This is a genomic window from Virgibacillus tibetensis, assembly GCF_036026595.1.
GTDB classification, from domain to species: Bacteria; Bacillota; Bacilli; order Bacillales; family Amphibacillaceae; genus Virgibacillus_P; species Virgibacillus_P tibetensis.
Genome location: NZ_JARZFX010000007.1, coordinates 62,432 through 80,616, shown reverse-complemented (window position 1 = coordinate 80,616; position 18,185 = coordinate 62,432). Strand labels below are relative to the sequence as shown.

Annotated in this window: 20 protein-coding genes; 13 read left to right on the top strand and 7 right to left on the bottom strand. The window is 38.7% G+C overall.

Features of this window, described 5'->3' with window-relative positions:
• The first annotated feature begins 387 nt into the window (after positions 1–387).
• The 4 genes from ehuB to ehuA all read left to right on the top strand — a co-directional run bounded on the left by ehuB (position 388) and on the right by ehuA (position 3,589).
• Positions 388–1,278, top strand: a complete 891-nt coding sequence (gene ehuB, locus QGM71_RS14035; RefSeq protein ID WP_327608196.1) for an ectoine/hydroxyectoine ABC transporter substrate-binding protein EhuB — start codon at positions 388–390, stop codon at positions 1,276–1,278.
• Between the two features lie 201 nt (positions 1,279–1,479).
• On the top strand, positions 1,480–2,109 hold the full coding sequence (locus QGM71_RS14030) for an amino acid ABC transporter permease (protein ID WP_327608276.1): 630 nt from the start codon (positions 1,480–1,482) through the stop codon (positions 2,107–2,109).
• Positions 2,106–2,819 carry an ectoine/hydroxyectoine ABC transporter permease subunit EhuD gene (gene ehuD / locus QGM71_RS14025; RefSeq protein WP_327608195.1) on the top strand — a complete coding sequence of 238 codons (714 nt, stop codon included), beginning with the start codon at positions 2,106–2,108 and terminating at the stop codon, positions 2,817–2,819. Before QGM71_RS14030 ends, ehuD begins: the two co-directional genes overlap by 4 nt.
• A complete protein-coding gene (ehuA, locus tag QGM71_RS14020; protein ID WP_327608194.1) occupies positions 2,819–3,589 on the top strand; it encodes an ectoine/hydroxyectoine ABC transporter ATP-binding protein EhuA in 771 nt (256 codons plus the stop codon). The genes ehuD and ehuA overlap by 1 nt, the downstream gene beginning before the upstream one ends.
• A 522-nt stretch (positions 3,590–4,111) precedes the next feature.
• On the opposite strand, the gene murB is transcribed toward ehuA, so the two are convergent.
• From murB to QGM71_RS13985, 7 genes are all read right to left on the bottom strand, one after another.
• Positions 4,112–5,077 (bottom strand): UDP-N-acetylmuramate dehydrogenase, encoded by a 966-nt coding sequence (gene murB, locus QGM71_RS14015; protein WP_407703034.1) that lies wholly within the window; start codon positions 5,075–5,077, stop codon positions 4,112–4,114.
• Between the two features lie 38 nt (positions 5,078–5,115).
• Positions 5,116–5,928 carry an alpha/beta fold hydrolase gene (locus QGM71_RS14010; RefSeq protein ID WP_327608193.1) on the bottom strand — a complete coding sequence of 271 codons (813 nt, stop codon included), beginning with the start codon at positions 5,926–5,928 and terminating at the stop codon, positions 5,116–5,118.
• 14 nt (positions 5,929–5,942) lie between these two features.
• Positions 5,943–6,323 carry a YbaN family protein gene (locus QGM71_RS14005; protein ID WP_327608192.1) on the bottom strand — a complete coding sequence of 127 codons (381 nt, stop codon included), beginning with the start codon at positions 6,321–6,323 and terminating at the stop codon, positions 5,943–5,945.
• 135 nt (positions 6,324–6,458) lie between these two features.
• Positions 6,459–6,755, bottom strand: a complete 297-nt coding sequence (locus QGM71_RS14000) for a hypothetical protein (RefSeq protein WP_327608191.1) — start codon at positions 6,753–6,755, stop codon at positions 6,459–6,461.
• Between the two features lie 117 nt (positions 6,756–6,872).
• Entirely contained in the window at positions 6,873–7,994 is a 1,122-nt protein-coding gene (gene tnpB / locus QGM71_RS13995; RefSeq protein WP_327608190.1) for an IS200/IS605 family element RNA-guided endonuclease TnpB, read from the bottom strand.
• 110 nt (positions 7,995–8,104) lie between these two features.
• Positions 8,105–9,130 carry a methyl-accepting chemotaxis protein gene (locus tag QGM71_RS13990; RefSeq protein WP_327608189.1) on the bottom strand — a complete coding sequence of 342 codons (1,026 nt, stop codon included), beginning with the start codon at positions 9,128–9,130 and terminating at the stop codon, positions 8,105–8,107.
• Positions 9,131–9,725: 595 nt separating this feature from the next.
• The gene (locus tag QGM71_RS13985; protein ID WP_327608188.1) at positions 9,726–10,511 is read right to left on the bottom strand and encodes a histidinol-phosphatase HisJ family protein; all 786 of its coding nucleotides are present in this window, start codon (positions 10,509–10,511) and stop codon (positions 9,726–9,728) included.
• Between the two features lie 118 nt (positions 10,512–10,629).
• Here QGM71_RS13985 and hisZ point away from each other — a divergent pair, with 118 nt between their 5' ends.
• From hisZ to hisC, 9 genes are read left to right on the top strand one after another with little or no spacing between them, the layout of a single operon-like run.
• On the top strand, positions 10,630–11,880 hold the full coding sequence (hisZ, locus tag QGM71_RS13980) for an ATP phosphoribosyltransferase regulatory subunit (RefSeq protein ID WP_327608187.1): 1,251 nt from the start codon (positions 10,630–10,632) through the stop codon (positions 11,878–11,880).
• Positions 11,881–12,507, top strand: a complete 627-nt coding sequence (hisG, locus tag QGM71_RS13975; RefSeq protein ID WP_327608186.1) for an ATP phosphoribosyltransferase — start codon at positions 11,881–11,883, stop codon at positions 12,505–12,507.
• A 6-nt stretch (positions 12,508–12,513) separates the two neighbouring features.
• Positions 12,514–13,836, top strand: a complete 1,323-nt coding sequence (gene hisD / locus QGM71_RS13970; protein WP_327608185.1) for a histidinol dehydrogenase — start codon at positions 12,514–12,516, stop codon at positions 13,834–13,836.
• Complete coding sequence (hisB, locus tag QGM71_RS13965) at positions 13,790–14,374, top strand: imidazoleglycerol-phosphate dehydratase HisB (protein ID WP_327608184.1); 585 nt, start codon at positions 13,790–13,792, stop codon at positions 14,372–14,374. Before hisD ends, hisB begins: the two co-directional genes overlap by 47 nt.
• Positions 14,375–14,395: 21 nt before the next feature.
• Positions 14,396–15,001, top strand: coding sequence for an imidazole glycerol phosphate synthase subunit HisH (hisH, locus tag QGM71_RS13960; protein ID WP_327608183.1), 606 nt, complete (start codon positions 14,396–14,398; stop codon positions 14,999–15,001).
• Positions 14,998–15,717, top strand: a complete 720-nt coding sequence (gene hisA / locus QGM71_RS13955) for a 1-(5-phosphoribosyl)-5-[(5-phosphoribosylamino)methylideneamino]imidazole-4-carboxamide isomerase (protein WP_327608182.1) — start codon at positions 14,998–15,000, stop codon at positions 15,715–15,717. The genes hisH and hisA overlap by 4 nt, the downstream gene beginning before the upstream one ends.
• Positions 15,707–16,474: an imidazole glycerol phosphate synthase subunit HisF gene (gene hisF, locus QGM71_RS13950; protein ID WP_327608274.1), complete on the top strand. Its 768-nt coding sequence runs from the start codon at positions 15,707–15,709 to the stop codon at positions 16,472–16,474. The genes hisA and hisF overlap by 11 nt, the downstream gene beginning before the upstream one ends.
• Positions 16,471–17,112 carry a bifunctional phosphoribosyl-AMP cyclohydrolase/phosphoribosyl-ATP diphosphatase HisIE gene (hisIE, locus tag QGM71_RS13945; protein WP_327608181.1) on the top strand — a complete coding sequence of 214 codons (642 nt, stop codon included), beginning with the start codon at positions 16,471–16,473 and terminating at the stop codon, positions 17,110–17,112. The genes hisF and hisIE overlap by 4 nt, the downstream gene beginning before the upstream one ends.
• Positions 17,105–18,163 carry a histidinol-phosphate transaminase gene (hisC, locus tag QGM71_RS13940; protein ID WP_327608180.1) on the top strand — a complete coding sequence of 353 codons (1,059 nt, stop codon included), beginning with the start codon at positions 17,105–17,107 and terminating at the stop codon, positions 18,161–18,163. Before hisIE ends, hisC begins: the two co-directional genes overlap by 8 nt.
• Positions 18,164–18,185: the final 22 nt, after the last annotated feature.

Sequence of the window (18,185 nt, the reverse complement as noted above, 5' to 3'; positions counted from 1 at the left end):
TTCCCATGGTACCTTGTTTCCTTCTGTTTTGTCTATTTACTACTATTAACAATGCATCTAGATTGCAAGATTTTTTATTTCAATTTTTGGGTATTTAGAAGTAAACGAGCTTATAATGAAGCAAATTTCTATATATTCATGTCTCATTCAATTCTCTAGAGAATATGGTGATTAATTGCAAATTATCTAATAATATTACGTTTGTATCAAACGTAATATAACTATACCATTACACTATGACTGCTTTAGTTGTTATAATTCATTCTGGCATTCATCTTTTTTTTAGCATCAACGAGGTGATTAATACCTAGTAAAATAGTCATTTCATCACTTAAAACATAGGTTACAATACTAGGTTTTTTAAATTTAGAAAGGGAGGTCTTTTAGATGAAAAAAATAATACTTACATCATTTTTGGTCTTAACACTGATTTTCTTAGCTGCTTGTGGTTCTGATGAAGAAGCAGCTGATGACGGTGGTAACGGTGAAAATGGTAAATTGGCAGAACTGCAGGAAGCAGGTAAGGTGACCATTGGCTTTGCCAATGAAAAACCGTACGCCTATGAAGAAGATGGAGAATTAAAAGGAGCAGCAGTTGATATTGCAGCGGCTGTCTTCAAAGAGCTTGGAATTGAGGAAATGGATTCTCAACTGGCAGAATTCGGTCAGTTGATACCCGGTTTAGGTGCTGGGCAATTTGATGTCATAACTGCTGGAATGGCAATCAATCCGGATCGCTGTGAAAATGCTGCATTCGGTGAACCTGAAATGAAGTACGGGGAAGGTCTTATTGTTCAAAAAGGAAATCCACTAGGTCTGGAAAGCTATACAGATATCGCTGATAACCCAGATGTTACAGTGTCCGTGATGGCGGGTGCTACTGAAAATGAATTCCTTAAATCTGAAGGTGTAGACGAAAGTCAGATTCAGAGTGCACCAGATATTCCTGCTACTTTTTCAGCTGTTGAATCTGGAAGAGCAGATGCAACAACAGGCACAGAGATGACGATTAAAATGGCCCTTGAATCGGCAGATACCGAAGACTTAGAATTCGTAGAAAGCTTTGAGCAACCTGACGTTGAAGGTGTTCCAAGTTATGGAGCAGCTGCATTTAACTTGGATAACACAGATTTACGCGATGCTTACAACGAAAAACTTGCTGAATTAAAAGAAGACGGAACAGTTGCAGAGCTATTGGAAGCAAACGGTTTTAGTGAAGAAATGAATATGGTCGAAGAAGATGCAACAACTGAAAGAGTTTGTAACGGAGAATTATAATTCGGTAAATAAATTCCGTTAATATAGGTGAAATAACTCCATAGGGTCGGCTCCCTCTCCCAAGGGGGTTCGACCCTTTTAGATTCCCTGAAATACTTTTTTGACTGCTAGATTGTCAGATTCTAAAGGAATTTTTTCATAATACGATTACATAAAGGAGTGATTTAAATCAGTGCTATAATTGATATTTTCCCAGTGCTTATGAAAGGAGTAAATATTACTATTACGGTACTCCTTGCTTCTGCATTCTTTGGCTACTTGTTTGCATTTATTGCAGGTCTATGCCGACTTTCACCTAACCTTTTACTTCGAAAATTCACCGGGTTTTATGTAGAAATATTTCGTGGAACATCATTAATCGTACAGTTATTCTGGTTATATTATGCTATTCCTATGCTATTCGGAATACAGCTTGGCAGCAATTGGTGGGCCGGTGTAATAGCTATTGCTTTAAACTACGGGGCTTATATGTCTGAAATAGTCCGCGGCTCTATTCTTGCTGTAGCTAAAGGTCAAACCGAAGCTGCAACTGCACTAAATATGTCGCGGTTTCAGCGGATGAGACTTGTCATCTTTCCACAGGCAGTGCGGATGATGCTACCCGAGTTTGGAAACTACCTTATCCAAATGTTAAAAGCTACTTCATTAGTTTCGTTAATTGGTATGACTGATATTTTATACTACGGAGGCATTTTAAGAAGCTCCGACTTATCGCAAGCACCTACTGTTTATCTGTTAATTCTTGTATTTTACTTCATCCTTGCGCTTCCATTAATTTGGTTAACGCGCAAAATGGAGAGTATATCGAAGAAAGGGGTGGCTAGTCAATGAATAATTGGAGCTGGGATGTATTCTTTGATGCCCTTCCTATCGTTGTCCAAGGTTTAGGGATTACAATTGGATTGACAATCGCATGTTATTTATTTGCATTAATATTTGGCTTTGTATGGACTTTTCTTAGAAGGATACCAAATAAGCCGCTTAATTGGATCGTCACTTGGACTATGGAGTTTATTCGTTCCACCCCACCACTTGTTCAACTGTTCTTTATTTATTACGCATGGCCAATGGTACCTGTGGTAGGCATGGCACTTGATCCGTTTACAAGTGCTGTCCTAGGACTGGGAATCCACTTTAGCACATATATCGGTGAAGTTTACCGTTCAGGTATTGAAAGCGTGGATAAAGGCCAATGGGAAGCTTCTACAGCATTGAATTATTCAACTGGGCAGAAATGGATGAAAATTATTTTGCCCCAAGCAATACCACCTACCATTCCAATGCTTGGAAACTATCTTATTATTATGTTTAAAGAAGTACCGCTGGCATCTACAATTGGTGTAGTGGGAATTCTGCATATGGCTAACAGCTATGGAGCGCAGTATTGGACGTACTTAGAACCATTAACCATTGTAGCTATCTTATTCTTACTATTGAGCTACCCTTCTGCAATCCTTATTAAAAAGTTAGAATTAAAAATGAATCGACGTTTTGATAAAAATGCAGTAATAAATACTAGTGATAAAGGAGCGGTTATGTAATGGCTGAACCAATTGTAAAATTCCAGGATGTACACAAATCCTTTGGCGATGTAAAAGTTTTAAAAGGAATCGACCTAGATATCATGCCTGCAGAAAAAGTTGCAGTTATCGGACCCAGTGGATCTGGTAAAACAACTATTATTCGAATGTTAATGACCTTGGAGGAACCTACATCCGGAAACATAATTGTCGATGGTACGAACTTATGGAAAATGGAGAAAAACGGAAAGCTTGTTGAGGCAAATGAAAAGCATCTGCGCGAAGTACGCGGTGATATCGGGATGGTCTTCCAGCACTTTAATCTGTTTCCGCATATGACAATTTTAGAAAACTGTATGACTGCCCCTATTCATGTAAAAAAAGAAGACAAAAAGTCCGCACGCGAAAATTCAATTGAGATGCTGGAAAAGGTGGGACTTGGAGATAAGCTGGATAACTATCCGAGCCAGCTGTCAGGTGGTCAAAAACAACGTGTAGCAATGGCACGTGCATTAGTTATGCGTCCTAAAATCATGTTATTTGATGAAGTTACTTCAGCACTTGATCCAGAGTTAGTTGGTGAAGTACTAGAAGTTATTCGTGACATTGCAAAAGACGGCGAGATGGCTATGGTACTCGTTACACACGAAATGGACTTTGCTCTTGACGTTGCAGATAAGGTTTTATTTCTGGATGAAGGTGTAATTGCGGAGCAGGGGAGCGCAAGCGAAGTCATTGAGCACTCTGCCAACGAGCGTTTGAAGAGCTTCCTGCATCGTTTTAGAAGTTAAATTTTTCTTGAGCGCCTGTTTGGGCGTTTCCTGCGATGCTTACGGCTTGCCCGCTGACCCTGCCTTCATTCAGCGATTGCTCCACTTTTTCCAGCGTTCGGCTTGCTTAATCCCGCTGTTGGACCGATTTATCCAGCGCTTTTTCAGCTTTATCTCGTGTTAAACCCGGTTCATTCAGCGGTCAACCCTTTGGGCGTCAAAACCGTCCGATCTGGTACGTGTGCAATTCGACCGTTTTGGCATGATCGCGCATCGGTGAGACCCCGCAGTGAGACAGCACACGGAGGCTCACCAGCCGCCCCGCGGCAAAGAAAGCACTGTAAAGCGAACAAAGTGAAGCTGAGCAGATGTTGCACTTGTACTCGGAGTGGTGAAAGCGACTGTCCGGAGTGGAAATTAACATAGCAGTTACGTCGTATTTTATATCAACTATGACTATTAAAAGCAACAATTTGTAATAAAGAAAACAAAAAATGAAAAGCTGTGACATCTATAAGTGATGATCACAGCTTTTCATTTTATTTAATTAGGATCTTCCCCAATAATCTTCACTTCTCTTTCCAGATTAACATCAAACTTCTCTTTGACAGTAGCCTGCACATAATGAATTAAATCAATATATTCACTGGCTGTAGCCTTATCTTTATTAACAATAAAGCCGGCATGTTTAAGTGATACCTGTGCTCCACCAATTTGTTTTCCCTGCAAATCACTATCTTGAATCAGCTTTCCTGCAAAGTATCCTGGTGGCCGCTTAAATACACTACCACAAGATGGGTATTCCAATGGCTGCTTTGATTCTCTTTTATAGGTCAAATCATCCATAATTGCTTTAATAGCTTCATAATTCCCATTTTCTAAGGAGAACGTAGCCTCCAGCACTATATAGCCCCTATCGGGAATATTACTAGTTCGATAATCCAGGTCGAGTTCTTCTGCCTTCAGTGTAAGTTGATTTCCTTCTCTATCCACCACAATAGTACTTTCAAGTACATCTTTAACTTCCCCACCATATGCTCCTGCATTCATGAATAGGGCTCCACCTACAGATCCAGGAATCCCGCATGCAAACTCCAGACCAGACAGATTCTTAGTAAGCGCTTCTCTTGATACATCTATAATTCTGGCTCCACTTTGTGCAACGATGGTTGTAGCATTAGTCTTTACTTGTGTCAATTTTTGTAAATTCATTACAATACCACGAATACCACCATCTTTTACGATCAGATTAGAGCCATTTCCAAGTAAAGTAAAATCTATTTTTTCTTTATTTGCTAATTTAACTATTTCCTGTACCTGTTCGTATGTTTCTGGTTTTACCAGGAAATCTGCTTTCCCCCCTAAGCGTGTGTACGTATGATTCATTAAATCTTCATTCACCATTACATTTCTTTCATCTGTAATGTTTATTAATTTATCGTACATATGATGATCATTTATCACCTGTATCATTCCTTTAGAATTATTCCAATTATTTTTACGAATCATTTTACGAATCTGATAGGTGTTTCACTCTATATTGTAAGTTATTGAAACTCATCTTGCCACAGAAAAGAATAAATTAACTTGTCTACTTGTTCATTTTCGTGTAACGCGCTATGACCTAAATTATCATCTTCAATAATTATCTCTACCAATTGATCACTCGATATAACTGTTCGTATCGCTTCCACACTTTCTGGCACTGCTACTGGATCTCCTGTGCTGCCTATGTTTAGCACTTCTACATTAGTCGGAAATGTACCCACTTGTAATAATTGAAGCTCTGCAGAATCCGGTTTTAAGTCTGTTGCGGCTGCATCCCGGTTAATTTGAAAATATTCATCCTTGTATATGCCATCAAATGGACTTCCGATAGCTACAATTTTGTTAACGCTTGGGTATTCTTCCTGTTGATATTGCTTAGCATACTTTAGGGAAACAATTCCTCCCATTGAATGCCCAACAAGGTCCACTGAGTCTATAGAATAATCTTTCTTCATTTTTTTTAGCGCAGTGGCCAACCACTCGGCACTATTTGAAAAACCTGCACGGTTATCTTCGAATAGCACTTGAATAAAAGCTGGTTTGTCTCTTCCCTTATTAAAATTATATTCATTTACTTCACCATCAGAAGTAACGTAGTATATCAGTGCTTTAGTTCCCCAATTATATTTTGTTTCGAATCGGTCAAGCATATTACCAAATGACTTTAACGTACCTTTATATCCATGAACAAAAACCGTTGGCTCTCCTGAATAATTCTCTGATTTATTATTATTCAACAGAACTATAACTATTGTTATACTAGCTAACAGTAAAAAGCTGAATATAAAAGTATATACATATTTTTTCTTCAAGAGATCTACCTCATTTACGTACTTTTATACAGTGTCTTTTGTTTTAGAATAAACCACGTGAAAAAGGACGCTATTAAAAACAGCAGTAGTTTAACCATAATTAAGGGTACCACAAAAATGATTGTATATAACATGGATATCCATAATAAAGCTACACCTACTACTTTTGCTTTTAACGGTATACCTTTTCCTGCTCTGTAATTTTCAATATAGGAACCGAAATATTTATTTGTTATCAACCAGTGATACAACCGATCGGAGCTTCTAACATAACAAGCTGCTGCCAACAGCAGTAATGGAGTGGTAGGGATCAGCGGCAAAAATATCCCTGTAATCCCTATTCCCAACGCAATGGAGCCGCTAATAATTAACAATGTATTTTTTATATAATTCATTTACTTCACCAGCCATACCTTGTCTTTTACCTTATATTATAGCATTCTAAACTACGTTTTTCCTTCATCTGTAAGTACAACTTGTGAATAGTTAGCAAAAAACCTGGAACCATTTTACCGGTTCCAGGTTTTTAATTAACTTGTCATAGTATTTGCTACTGCCTCTGTATCTTCCATTTCTAATCCGATTTGCTGATTTTGCCTGTTTAAGTTTTCAACGGTAGCGCTCATTTCCTCAAGACTTGCAGATGCTTCTTCAATAATTGCCGCCAACTCACTCGTAGAAGAATCTACTAATGTTGAATTATCCTTAACTGCCACAGCCAGGTTTTCAAAACTCAAAAACTGTGTATGAAGCTGACTTAGATAATTCGCAAGCTCGGCAAACGCACTGTTTACATCCCCTGTTTTTTCAAGATTACCAACAACCATCGACTTGCTGCCTCAATAGAAGCATTTAATGCTATTGAACCTCTCGCCACTTAACGACCTTGCGGTAGTTTGAAGTGGGAGATTCCTAAGAACACCAGCGTAACCGCCAATTATCTATTAGGCTATCCCCGCAGTTCCTGCGGTTAGAAGTCTTATCGCTTCATTTTTAAGATTCATACTTGCATTAAGATCACGATCGTGATGCGAGTTGCAATGACTGCAAGTCCATTTACGTAGCGCAAGATTCTTAACGTCTTTATTACGGTTGCCACAACCTGAACATAGTTGGCTTGATGCGAAATTCTTCGCAACCACTACAACTTGTTTACCATACCAGTTTGCTTTGTATTCAAGCATGGTACGAAATTGTGACCACGATACTTCACTAATGGCTTTTGCTAACTTATGGTTCTTTAGCATGTTTGACACTTGCAAATCTTCAATGCCAATAATGTCGTGGTTTTTGACAATATCAGTAGATATTTTATGCAAATAGTCATATCTTGCATTTGCTATTTTTTCATGAAGCCGAGTGACCTTAATCCGTTGCTTATGCCAGTTGAATGATCCTTTTCTGCGTCTTGAAAGAATACATTGTGCTTTCGCTAACTTTTTTTCCAACGTACGAAAGAATTTAGGGTTCTTGAATACTGTTTCGTCTGAAAGAATAGCGAAGTCTTTCAATCCAACATCAATACCAACAGACGAATCTGTTTTAGGTAATTCATGTACTTCTGTTTCAACTAGTATAGATACAAAGAATTTACCGCTGGGATTACGTCTAACAGTTGCATTGAGGATACGACCTTCCACTTCACGACTTTTTGCGAATTTAACAAGACCAAGTTTAGGTAATTTGATTTTGTTATCAACAACCGCAATATTACCGTTAGTGTGCTTGGTTGTGTAAGACTGTACTCTATTCTTTTTAGACTTAAATCGTGGTGCTTTATTCTGTTTCTTGAAAAATCGTGAATATGAATCAGCGAGGTTTTTCAATGAGGATTGAATGGCAATGCTGTCAACTTCTTTTAACCATCCTAATTCTTTCTTTAGTTGTGTTAGTTGAGAAGAACATACGTTATACGTTAAACCTTTACCTGTTTCTTTGTATGCACGATCCCACTTATCTAAAAAATAATTGAACACAAAACGGCTACTTCCGATTGTTTTAGCAATTAGAATTTCCTGTCCTTTGCTTGGATAGATACGAAACTTATACGCTTTGTTGACTAGCATCAAATTCACCTCGCTTCCACAAGAACATTTGTTCCTATTATACCATAGCGAGGACCGTTTTGGCTAACGCCAACCGAAATTCATCTCCCCTTACCGCTGGGCTCTGCCCTTCACACGCTTGAAGAAGGAGTCTTCTTTCGGAAAGACGATAAATTGGTCTGTTGACTTACGTTGATAATGTCCTGCGAAAAGGTATTTGTTTCGCTGATTTTGCTGGATAGTGATTCGAAAGCCTGACTAAGTTCATCAATATGTAGACTGAATTCTGCCATATTTGTTGATAAGCCCTTAGACAGGGAATTACCATTGACAGCTATTTTTGCCGACTTTTCAAACTCACCTTTAAGTACCTTTGTTTCGTCCAGTATGTAGACTATTTGCTGAAGAGTATCCTGTGAGCTTTGCGCGATATCGGTGATCCTTTCATTTTGTACCGTACTGCCAGTTGCCACTTCAGCTATTGCTTCTGTTATTTCTGATTGTGACTCAATATTTCCTTGCACCTTTATATTTACACTTTTTACTTTCGCTATAATGTCATTCACATTTTTCTCTAATTGTTTTCGGGCGATTTCTTTTATTTCAGCATCTTTTTCACTAGTTAACAATAACTCCTCTGTGTGTTTGAATTGCTTTCTGTTCATGTGTATAAGCATGAATGACATAATTCCAGCCAATAGATATGTTAATAGTGTCGCTGCGAGATTCGACTGTAACATGTCCACATCTGCCGCCGTAGCATTTAACGCGTTTAGAATCAATAAAACAAACCCTGTTAAATAACCAATTAAAAACACAGATTGTGTCAAATGGACAGTAGACAAAAATAATAAAAAGAATAGGATTAATGTTTTTGTCAATTCCCCTCCAAACAAAATGATGGAAGCAAAAATAAAACCATAAACTGCTATAACCAATACATATTTATAGATCATGTCGTTTTTAACCATATATTTAACAATCAAATAGCTAGTCAATAAAACAATTAGTTCTATTCCATAAAAAATACTTTTACTAAAATCTGCTTGTACAATTGTTAGTATAAATGCACTTACAATTGATATGGAAAATGCAATTAAAACAAAGATATTTTTCTTTCTAGTATCCGATAATTTTAAAGCATCAATAGCCTTCATGCTAAATCCCCCTTGAAGTCAACTCTACTACTATTATCGGATGTTAATGCTATATTCTGTAGTTTTAGTTAGGTTATTCCCTAAAATATTGGAACTATACCTGTACATGCGATTACCCGGTATAAAAGATAAACCCGCTCTGCGGTGTTTTCAGACACGTGCTGTTCTGAGCAGGAGTCGACCGGTTTGGCATGACCGCTTCACCTGCCTTCATTCAGCGATCGCTTCGCTTAATCCAGCGTTCGGCTTGCTTAATTCAGCGTTTAACCCGATTTATTCAGCGCTTGTTCAGCTTAATCCCGCGTTCAACCCGATTTATTCAGCGATCAACCCTTTGGTCGTCAAAACCGTCCAATTTTGTACGTGTGCGACTCGACCGGTTTGGCATGACCGCTGCACCTGCCTTCATTCAGCGATCGCTGCGCTTAATCCCGCGTTCGGCTTGCTTAATCCCGCGTTCAACCCGATTTATTCAGTGATCAACCCTTTGGGCACAGTGTATTTTCCGCAGTGGCAGCTAACAATCTATTCCAGAGTTACATCGTCTTTTATAGAAAAAGCGACAAACTACGAGAATGAGCCTTTTAGTAATTACTTAAATGGAATGAAATAAGGGTTTTCGACCTTCAAATGTTGAAACATAAGAAAACCCGATGGATTTCAAAAGTTCAAGAGAGTCCTTTACCCCGAATCCCACAGTAGTTTCCACATGCGAATCCGATCCAACTGTGATGATTTCTCCACCACACTCTTTATATAACTTTAGGATATCCGAGCTGGGCATCCCGTTCTCCAATCCATAGCGAAAACCAGACGTATTTATCTCTATCCCTTTACCTGCATAGATAATTTCCTGGAAAATCGATTTTATGATGTCATGGAAATCATATTTACTATTTTGCTTTGTATACCGCTTAACCAAATCTAAATGGCCCAATATATTGAATTCTTTATAGTTCTTCACACAATACAGCAGTTCATTATAATAAGCTTCATAAGCTTTATCCACCGTTTTATTTTTGAAGAAGTCTCCTGAGTGAAGATCCTTTTTCTCAGTTGTATGCATCGAACAAATAACAAAGTCGAAGTATTCTTTATTCAACAACTCATTGTATCGCTGCAATAGATGCGGCTGCACACCAATCTCCAATCCCTTCTTAACACTGATCCTGTCAGCATAGACAGACTGCATTTCCTTTATCTTTTTATCATATGCAGCTAGATCAAACTCAAATATTATTGACTTATCGGGATACTCATAATCAATATGCTCGGTAAAGCAAATCTCCTTCATTCCAAATTTAATAGCTTGTTCTATTGTTTTTTCCATTGGAGTCTCACAATCTGCCGAAAAATTACTATGAATATGGTAATCAAACATTTTAAATTCTCTCCTTAGTGTTGACTTTTTTCTCTATAGTTATTAGAATACTATATAACTTTACTAAGATAAAGCGATAAAGCAATAAAGTGATAAAGTGTTTGGAAGGAGTTTTTAGATGAAACCTTTTATTGGCGATTCAAACAATAATAATAGTGTTAGAGATTTTCAAATAAGAGAAGAGCTTATTAGTAAGTTGAAAAATCGCTTTACTACATATGGATATAAACAAATCCGAACCTCAACCTTCGAATATTATGATTTATATTCATCCATTACTGGTACAGTAAATCCGGATGACATGATAAAAGTAGTTGACTCCACAGGAAAAGTATTAGTTCTTAGACCTGATGTGACCATTCCCATCACACGAATGGCAGCTTCAAATAAGCAATCCGCATCAGATAAATCACGCTACTTTTATGTATTGGATGTATTTCGTCAATCCTACGAAAAGAACACCCAAAAGGAAAGTACCCAAGCTGGCATTGAATATTTAGGTAATAACTCAGCGGAAATTGATGCTGAAGTAATTATGCTGGCTATCCACACTTTAAAAGATATAGGTTTTTCAAATTTCAAGATAGAAATCGGTCATGCTGGTTTCTTCAAGGAACTGATCACGCAAGCCGCATTATCATCAAGTGAACTTGCCCATTTACAAACACTCATTCAGTCAAAAAACACTGCAGAAATCGACCCATTCCTGGCTGAATTGTCTATTCCAGAAAGCTTGAGGGCTGCTATAAGTGTGATTCCAATGATGTATGGGGATCCAAAATTAGTAATAGAACAGGCTAAGATGAACTGTATGAATGAAAACATGCAATCGAAGCTGCAGAACCTTATCGATGTATTTGAAGTCCTTAAAGACTACGGGGCAGATGATTCTATTGTTTTTAATCTTGGACTGATCAATAATATGAATTATTACTCAGACATTATATTTCAAGGTTTTATAGAGCAAGTCGGAAAACCTGTATTAATGGGTGGAAGATACGATAACCTGAGCAAGCAGTACGGTACTCCCCTACCTGCAGTCGGGTTTGCTTTCGAAGTTGATCTCATGCTGGATGCGCTTCTTCAACAAGGTTTATCTACGGAGGAGGATATGCAGGTAGACATTATAATTTATTATGTAAAACAAAAACAAAGGGACGCCTTAGAGACTGCATATATCTTGCGTGACAGAGGCTATCAAGTCTTAACATTTTCAACGGACAGCCACAATCAGAACAGCGTATCTGCTGTCTGGACAATACGTTACGAAACAAACCAGGAATTGCTCAGCTCAGCTACCAGTAATCAACTATTATCTGATTCTCATGAACTGCTGCGGTTGTTTCCAGGAACAAAGGAGGATCTATAAGTGGATACCATAACAATTGCCCTTGCAAAAGGACGAACGGCTGAAGACTCAATTACTCTCTTAAATGATATTGGTATATATTTCAATGATCTCCACGAGAAAAGCAGGAAACTTGTTTTCTATAGTACCGACAAGGCAATCCGATTAATTTTTGTAAAAGCTGTAGATGTTCCCACCTATGTTGAAAAAGGATCCGCAGACCTGGGAGTTGTGGGCAAAGACAATATTTTGGAGGCACAGGCTGATGTATATGAAATGCTGGATTTAAAGTTGGGAAAATGCAAATTTGTCGTTGCTGGAGACCCTGATCTCGAGCTCGGTACCATCCAAAGACTGAAAGTGGCCTCAAAGTATCCGATTATAGCTAAGAATCATTTTTTAAAAACAGGTCAATCAATTGAAACGATTAAGCTGAACGGTTCTGTAGAGTTGGCCCCTCTTATTGGGCTCGCTGACGTAATTGTAGATATTGTTGAAACCGGGAACACATTGAAAGAAAACGGCCTGTCGGTTCTGGAAGAAGTAGAAAATATCAGTACACGATTAATCGTTAATAAAGCTAGCTTTGCTACCAAATCGGATAGGATTCAATCATTTTTAAAAAAACTAAAGTCAGCCCTGGAGTGATAGTTAATGAGAATACTTACATTCAAAGAATTTATGTCCACAGAAAAGGACAGTTATTCTGCAGCCTATGAGGAAGAGCTTGATACTTCTGTATTGAAAATAATCAGGCAAGTGAAGGAATATGGTGATGGTGCGATTCGCTCGTATACTGAAAAGTTTGATCGTGTTAGGTTAGACAATTTCGTAGTATCAAAAGAGGAATTCGCTGAAGCGAGAGATTTAGTCAGTTCCAGCTTCCTGGATGCAATAAAACAAGCGAAAAAAAATATTACAGACTTTCATCAAGAACAAAAAGAAAAATCCTGGTTTATAACTAAAAACCAAGGAGTCATGCTAGGTCAAAAGGTCACTCCTCTAGAAAAAGTAGGTGTTTATATTCCCGGGGGAAAAGCAGCTTATCCCTCCTCGGTCTTAATGAATGTGATACCTGCACAACTGGCAGGAGTGGAGCAACTAGTTATTACTACCCCTCCTCAACCAAACGGCAAAATAAATCCACATGTGTTAGTGGCTGCCCAAGAAGCTGGTGTGGATACTATTTATAAAGTAGGAGGTGCTCAAGCAATAGCAGCTCTCGCATATGGAACGGAGACAGTTGAAAAGGTTGTAAAAATTGTCGGACCAGGAAACGCCTATGTCGCCCGGGCGAAAAAATGGGTGTTCGGTGATGTAGCAATAGATATGATTGCTGGCCCTAGTGAAATCTGCATAGTTGCAGATGAAAGTGCTCCTCCAAGCTATATAGCAGCAGACTTGTTATCACAGGCAGAGCATGATGAATTGGCAAGCTCAATCTGTATAACTACGAGTAGGGTACTAGCTGATAGCATATTGATCGAAATCGAAAAACAGGCAGCTGCACTTGAACGCAAAGATATTATCGATAAATCACTGGATAGTAACGGAAAAATTATTGTAGCTAAAGACCTTACTAACGCTTTTGAAATCGTTAACGAAATTGCACCCGAACATTTACAGTTAATGATCAAAAACCCTACAGAAGGTATGTATTCTATTAAAAATGCGGGAGCAATATTTCTTGGTAACTTCTCCCCCGAGCCTTTGGGTGATTATATTGCTGGACCTAATCACACATTACCAACAAGTGGGACAGCCGCTTTCTCCTCTCCACTTGGAGTATATGATTTCGTGAAAAAATCAAGCATTATTCATTATTCTCAGGAAGCACTGCTGGAAACAGCTGATCATATTATTAAACTGGCAAACACTGAAGGTCTAACAGCACATGCAAATTCAATCCAAGTTAGAAAGGATGATTCAGATGCGAACACACAGCATTACCAGAAAAACAGCAGAAACAGCGATTGAATTAGAATTTACGATTGATGGCTCAGGGAAGTCTTCGATTATTACAGGGGTTGGGTTTTTTGACCATATGCTTACGTTGATGACCAAACACGGATTATTTGATCTTCATGTAAAGTGTGAAGGTGATTTAGCTGTAGATCAGCACCATTCCGTTGAAGATATCGGCATAGCATTGGGGCAGGCATTTTCACAGGCGATCGGAACTAAAGAAGGTATTACACGTTACGCAACCGCTACTGCACCAATGGATGAAGCACTCACTTCCGTTTCATTGGATATCAGCGGCCGATCCTATCTCGTATATAATGTGGATGGATTAAAAGACAAGGTCGGTAACTTTGATACCGAACTAGTAGAGGAGTTTTTCCAAGCATTCGCCAGTAATGCAGGCGTTACGCTTCATATTAACACCGCTTATGGAAGGAACACACATCATATTATTGAGTCTATCTTTAAAGCATTTGGGCGTGCACTCGATCAAGCAAGCCAGAAAAATCCACGAATCCAAGGGGTTCCCTCTACTAAAGGAACCCTCTAAGCAGAAAGGAAGCATAGAGATATGATCGCTATTATTGATTACGGTGCCGGCAATATTAAAAGTCTGCAATTTGCTTTAGCAAGACTGAATATAGATTCCTGTTTAACCACTGACAAGCAAACAATTGAAAACTGTAAAGCTATTATTCTACCAGGAGTAGGAGCATTTAAGGATGCAATGGAAGCTATTAACGATTTGAACTTAGGCCCTGTATTAAAAGAAGAAGCTGGCAAGGGTAAACCGATACTGGGTATCTGCCTGGGTATGCAGCTATTTTATGAAGCAAGCTTTGAGGATGGCCAATGGACTGGGATCGGACTTCTTGAGGGTAATGTTAGTCGCATCGACAGTTCCGTTAAGGTGCCACATATTGGCTGGAACACGATAACAAAACATGGTGACAGTCCTTTGCTCAACAACATATCCAGTAACGCTTACGTCTACTTTGTTCACTCGTATGCAGTGAATACATACCAGCAGAATTCACTGATAGCCAGCACCAACTATGGTGGAACCATTCCAGCTATTGTACAACAAGATAATATTATAGGTATGCAGTTTCACCCAGAAAAAAGTGGGGCGGTCGGGCTGCAGTTACTACAAAATTTTGGGGAGATGATATCATGATTCTTTTTCCAGCAATCGACATTAGAAACGGCAAGTGTGTGCGTCTTATACAAGGAGATTACAACAAAGAAAAAGTGTATGGCGAATCACCAGTAGATATGGCTGCACAATGGGCAAGTCAAGGAGCCAAGTATATTCATATCGTAGACCTGGATGGAGCAAAAACTGGGGAATCTGCCAATAAATCAATCATTAAATCCATTGCGGAGCAGATAAGCATTCCGATTCAGGTTGGCGGAGGCATCAGATCTTCAGCAATTATTGAAGAATACATTAATGCAGGAGTTGACCGTGTCATCATCGGCACAGCTGCTATTAATAATAAAGATTTTTTGCAGAAAGCTGTAGAGCAATATGGCGAAAAAATTGCAGTATCCATTGATGCCCGTTCTGGCTTTGTTGCGACTGACGGGTGGACTGAGACAAGTACTGTAAAGGCTATTGACCTTGTACAAGAGTTAGAGGGACTTGGTGTACAAACAATAATTTATACAGATATTTTAAAAGATGGCATGCTGCAGGGCCCTAACTTTACAGAACTTGAAGCGATCAATAATGCTGCAGCTGTAAATGTAATTGCGTCTGGTGGTGTCACAACAATTGAGGATATTGACAGATTAAAAAACCTTAACCTGTATGGAGCTATTATTGGCAAGGCTTTATATGATGGCACATTATCCTTCCAGGAGATTGCAGGTGACAACAATGCTGGCTAAACGAATTATTCCATGTCTAGATGTAGACAAAGGACGTGTTGTTAAAGGGAAAAAGTTTCAAAACATTCAAGATGTAGATGATCCTGTCCAATTAGCAAAAAAGTACAATAACGATGGTGCAGATGAACTTGTATTTTATGATATTACAGCTTCCAATGAGGAAAGGGATATTTTCCTTGATATTGTTGAAAAGGTTGCAGCTGAAATTGCAATCCCATTCACCGTGGGAGGCGGCATTCGAACAGTGGAGGATATTCATAAAGTTCTCCGATCTGGTGCAGACAAGGTATCAATTAATAGTGCTGCTGTTACGAATCCGAACCTTATAAAAGAGGCAGCATTAAAGTTTGGATCCCAATGTATTGTGTTATCAATAGATGCTAAGCAAACAGGCAACAGCAAGTGGGATGTCTATATAAATGGTGGCCGAAAAAACACTGGTTTAGACACTCTAGAATGGGCAAAACGTGGAGAAGAGCTGGGGGCCGGCGAAATTGTCATTAATGCAATCGACACCGACGGAGAAAAGGGCGGTTATAATCTAGAACTAATAAAAGCAGTTGCAGACTCTGTAAATATACCAATCGTCGCCAGTGGTGGTGCTGGAACCCTTGATCATTTTTCTGCTGTATTACAACCAGGTTATGCTGACGCAGCACTCGCAGCCTCTGTCTTTCACTACGATGAGATTCCTGTACCTGAGTTAAAAAGATATTTAGATAATAATAATGTCATCGTGAGGAGGAATTCATTATGAAAATAAACATTGACCAGCTTTCCTTCAATGAGGATGGACTGATACCAGCAATTGTACAAAATGCAGAGACAGGAGAAGTTTTGACATTAGCTTATATGAATCAGGAATCTTTGGGGAAGACCATTCAAACAGATGAAACATGGTTTTTCAGCAGAAAACGCCAAAAACTATGGAACAAGGGAGAAACCTCCGGTAATAAGCAGGCTGTAAAAAACATCACCTATGATTGTGATGCTGATTCGCTTTTAGTCCAGGTTGAACCCTTAGGACCAGCATGCCATACAGGTATGGATTCCTGCTTTCACAACTCGCTATATAAAAATAGCGACATAAGTAATAATGTATTCCCACAATTGATTACTAAAATAAAAGAGCGTCGTGCAGAACCTAAACAGGGGTCCTATACAACCTATCTTTTTAAAGAAGGCATTGATAAAGTACTGAAGAAAGTCGGCGAAGAAGCGAGTGAAGTCATTATCGGAGCTAAAAACAATGACAAGCAGGAAGTAATATGGGAAATTGCTGATTTAAGCTATCACACACTTGTTTTGATGGAGATCCTGGATATTTCTATCTATGATATAAAAAAAGAGCTACAAGCACGGCACATCCAAAAAGAGGGTAAGTTAAGTGAGTAAGTTTTGGAGTGAAACAGTGAAGAGATGTGTACCCTATGTACCTGGAGAACAACTTAATGATGCAAATATTGTAAAGCTGAACACGAACGAGAACCCTTATCCACCGTCACCAAAAGTAGTGGAAGCCATTAAAGTGGAAGCAGAGCGGAAACTAAACCTGTACCCATCCCCTACGGTTGATCAACTGCGGACTGATATCGCAGAATACTATGGCTTGTCAAAGGATAACATTTTTGTTGGGAACGGTTCGGATGAAGTCTTGGCTTTCTCCTTTCTCGCCTTTTTTGAAGCTGGAAAACCAATTAGGTTTCCGGCGGTTTCATACAGTTTCTATCCAGTATATTGCAAGCTCTTCAATATTTCATACGAAGAGGTTAAACTTAACCGGGATTTCACACTGCCGGTTGAGGCTTTTTTCCAGACGGATGGTGGGGTCATCTTCCCCAACCCGAATGCACCAACAAGTATATATTTAGAAATTGATGCTATCAAAGAAATAGTAGAGAACAATCCTGATCAAGTAGTAATTATTGATGAGGCTTATATTGACTTTGCCTCCGAATCTGCCGTATCACTTATTAATACGTATAACAATTTATTGGTCATTCAAACTATGTCAAAATCCCGTTCACTTGCTGGGTTACGTATTGGTTTCGCCCTTGGAAATTCTGACCTGATCGAAGGATTAACTCGAATAAAAGACTCTTTCAATTCCTATACACTTGATCGGTTGGCAATTGCGGGAGCAGAAGCTGCAATCAAGGATACGAATTACTATAAATCTACAACCAGGGAAATTATTCATACAAGAGAATGGATAACAGCAGAAATGAAAAAGCGTGGATTTCACATTCTTCCTTCCCAGGCAAATTTTATATTCGTAAGTCATTATAATAAGCAGGCAGAAGAATTATATGCAGCACTTAAAGACAGGAATGTATTAATAAGACATTTTAACAAACCAGGGATAGATAACTATCTTCGAGTAACGATAGGTACAAATAAAAACATGGAATTGTTCTTAAACAAATTGGATGAAATCCTTGCATAAATGAACAAAAGCATCACCCAAA

Excerpts from the sequence above, each read along its gene's own strand:
- ehuB (WP_327608196.1), top strand. The coding sequence starts at position 388 with ATGAAAAAAATAATACTTACATCATTTTTGGTCTTAACACTGATTTTC.
- QGM71_RS14030 (WP_327608276.1), top strand. The coding sequence starts at position 1,480 with ATGAAAGGAGTAAATATTACTATTACGGTACTCCTTGCTTCTGCATTC.
- ehuD (WP_327608195.1), top strand. The coding sequence starts at position 2,106 with ATGAATAATTGGAGCTGGGATGTATTCTTTGATGCCCTTCCTATCGTT.
- ehuA (WP_327608194.1), top strand. The coding sequence starts at position 2,819 with ATGGCTGAACCAATTGTAAAATTCCAGGATGTACACAAATCCTTTGGC.
- murB (WP_407703034.1), bottom strand. The coding sequence starts at position 5,077 with ATGATTCGTAAAAATAATTGGAATAATTCTAAAGGAATGATACAGGTG.
- QGM71_RS14005 (WP_327608192.1), bottom strand. The coding sequence starts at position 6,323 with ATGAATTATATAAAAAATACATTGTTAATTATTAGCGGCTCCATTGCG.
- QGM71_RS14000 (WP_327608191.1), bottom strand. The coding sequence starts at position 6,755 with ATGGTTGTTGGTAATCTTGAAAAAACAGGGGATGTAAACAGTGCGTTT.
- tnpB (WP_327608190.1), bottom strand. The coding sequence starts at position 7,994 with ATGCTAGTCAACAAAGCGTATAAGTTTCGTATCTATCCAAGCAAAGGA.
- QGM71_RS13990 (WP_327608189.1), bottom strand. The coding sequence starts at position 9,130 with ATGAAGGCTATTGATGCTTTAAAATTATCGGATACTAGAAAGAAAAAT.
- QGM71_RS13985 (WP_327608188.1), bottom strand. The coding sequence starts at position 10,511 with ATGTTTGATTACCATATTCATAGTAATTTTTCGGCAGATTGTGAGACT.
- hisZ (WP_327608187.1), top strand. The coding sequence starts at position 10,630 with ATGAAACCTTTTATTGGCGATTCAAACAATAATAATAGTGTTAGAGAT.
- hisD (WP_327608185.1), top strand. The coding sequence starts at position 12,514 with ATGAGAATACTTACATTCAAAGAATTTATGTCCACAGAAAAGGACAGT.
- hisB (WP_327608184.1), top strand. The coding sequence starts at position 13,790 with ATGCGAACACACAGCATTACCAGAAAAACAGCAGAAACAGCGATTGAA.
- hisH (WP_327608183.1), top strand. The coding sequence starts at position 14,396 with ATGATCGCTATTATTGATTACGGTGCCGGCAATATTAAAAGTCTGCAA.
- hisA (WP_327608182.1), top strand. The coding sequence starts at position 14,998 with ATGATTCTTTTTCCAGCAATCGACATTAGAAACGGCAAGTGTGTGCGT.
- hisF (WP_327608274.1), top strand. The coding sequence starts at position 15,707 with ATGCTGGCTAAACGAATTATTCCATGTCTAGATGTAGACAAAGGACGT.
- hisIE (WP_327608181.1), top strand. The coding sequence starts at position 16,471 with ATGAAAATAAACATTGACCAGCTTTCCTTCAATGAGGATGGACTGATA.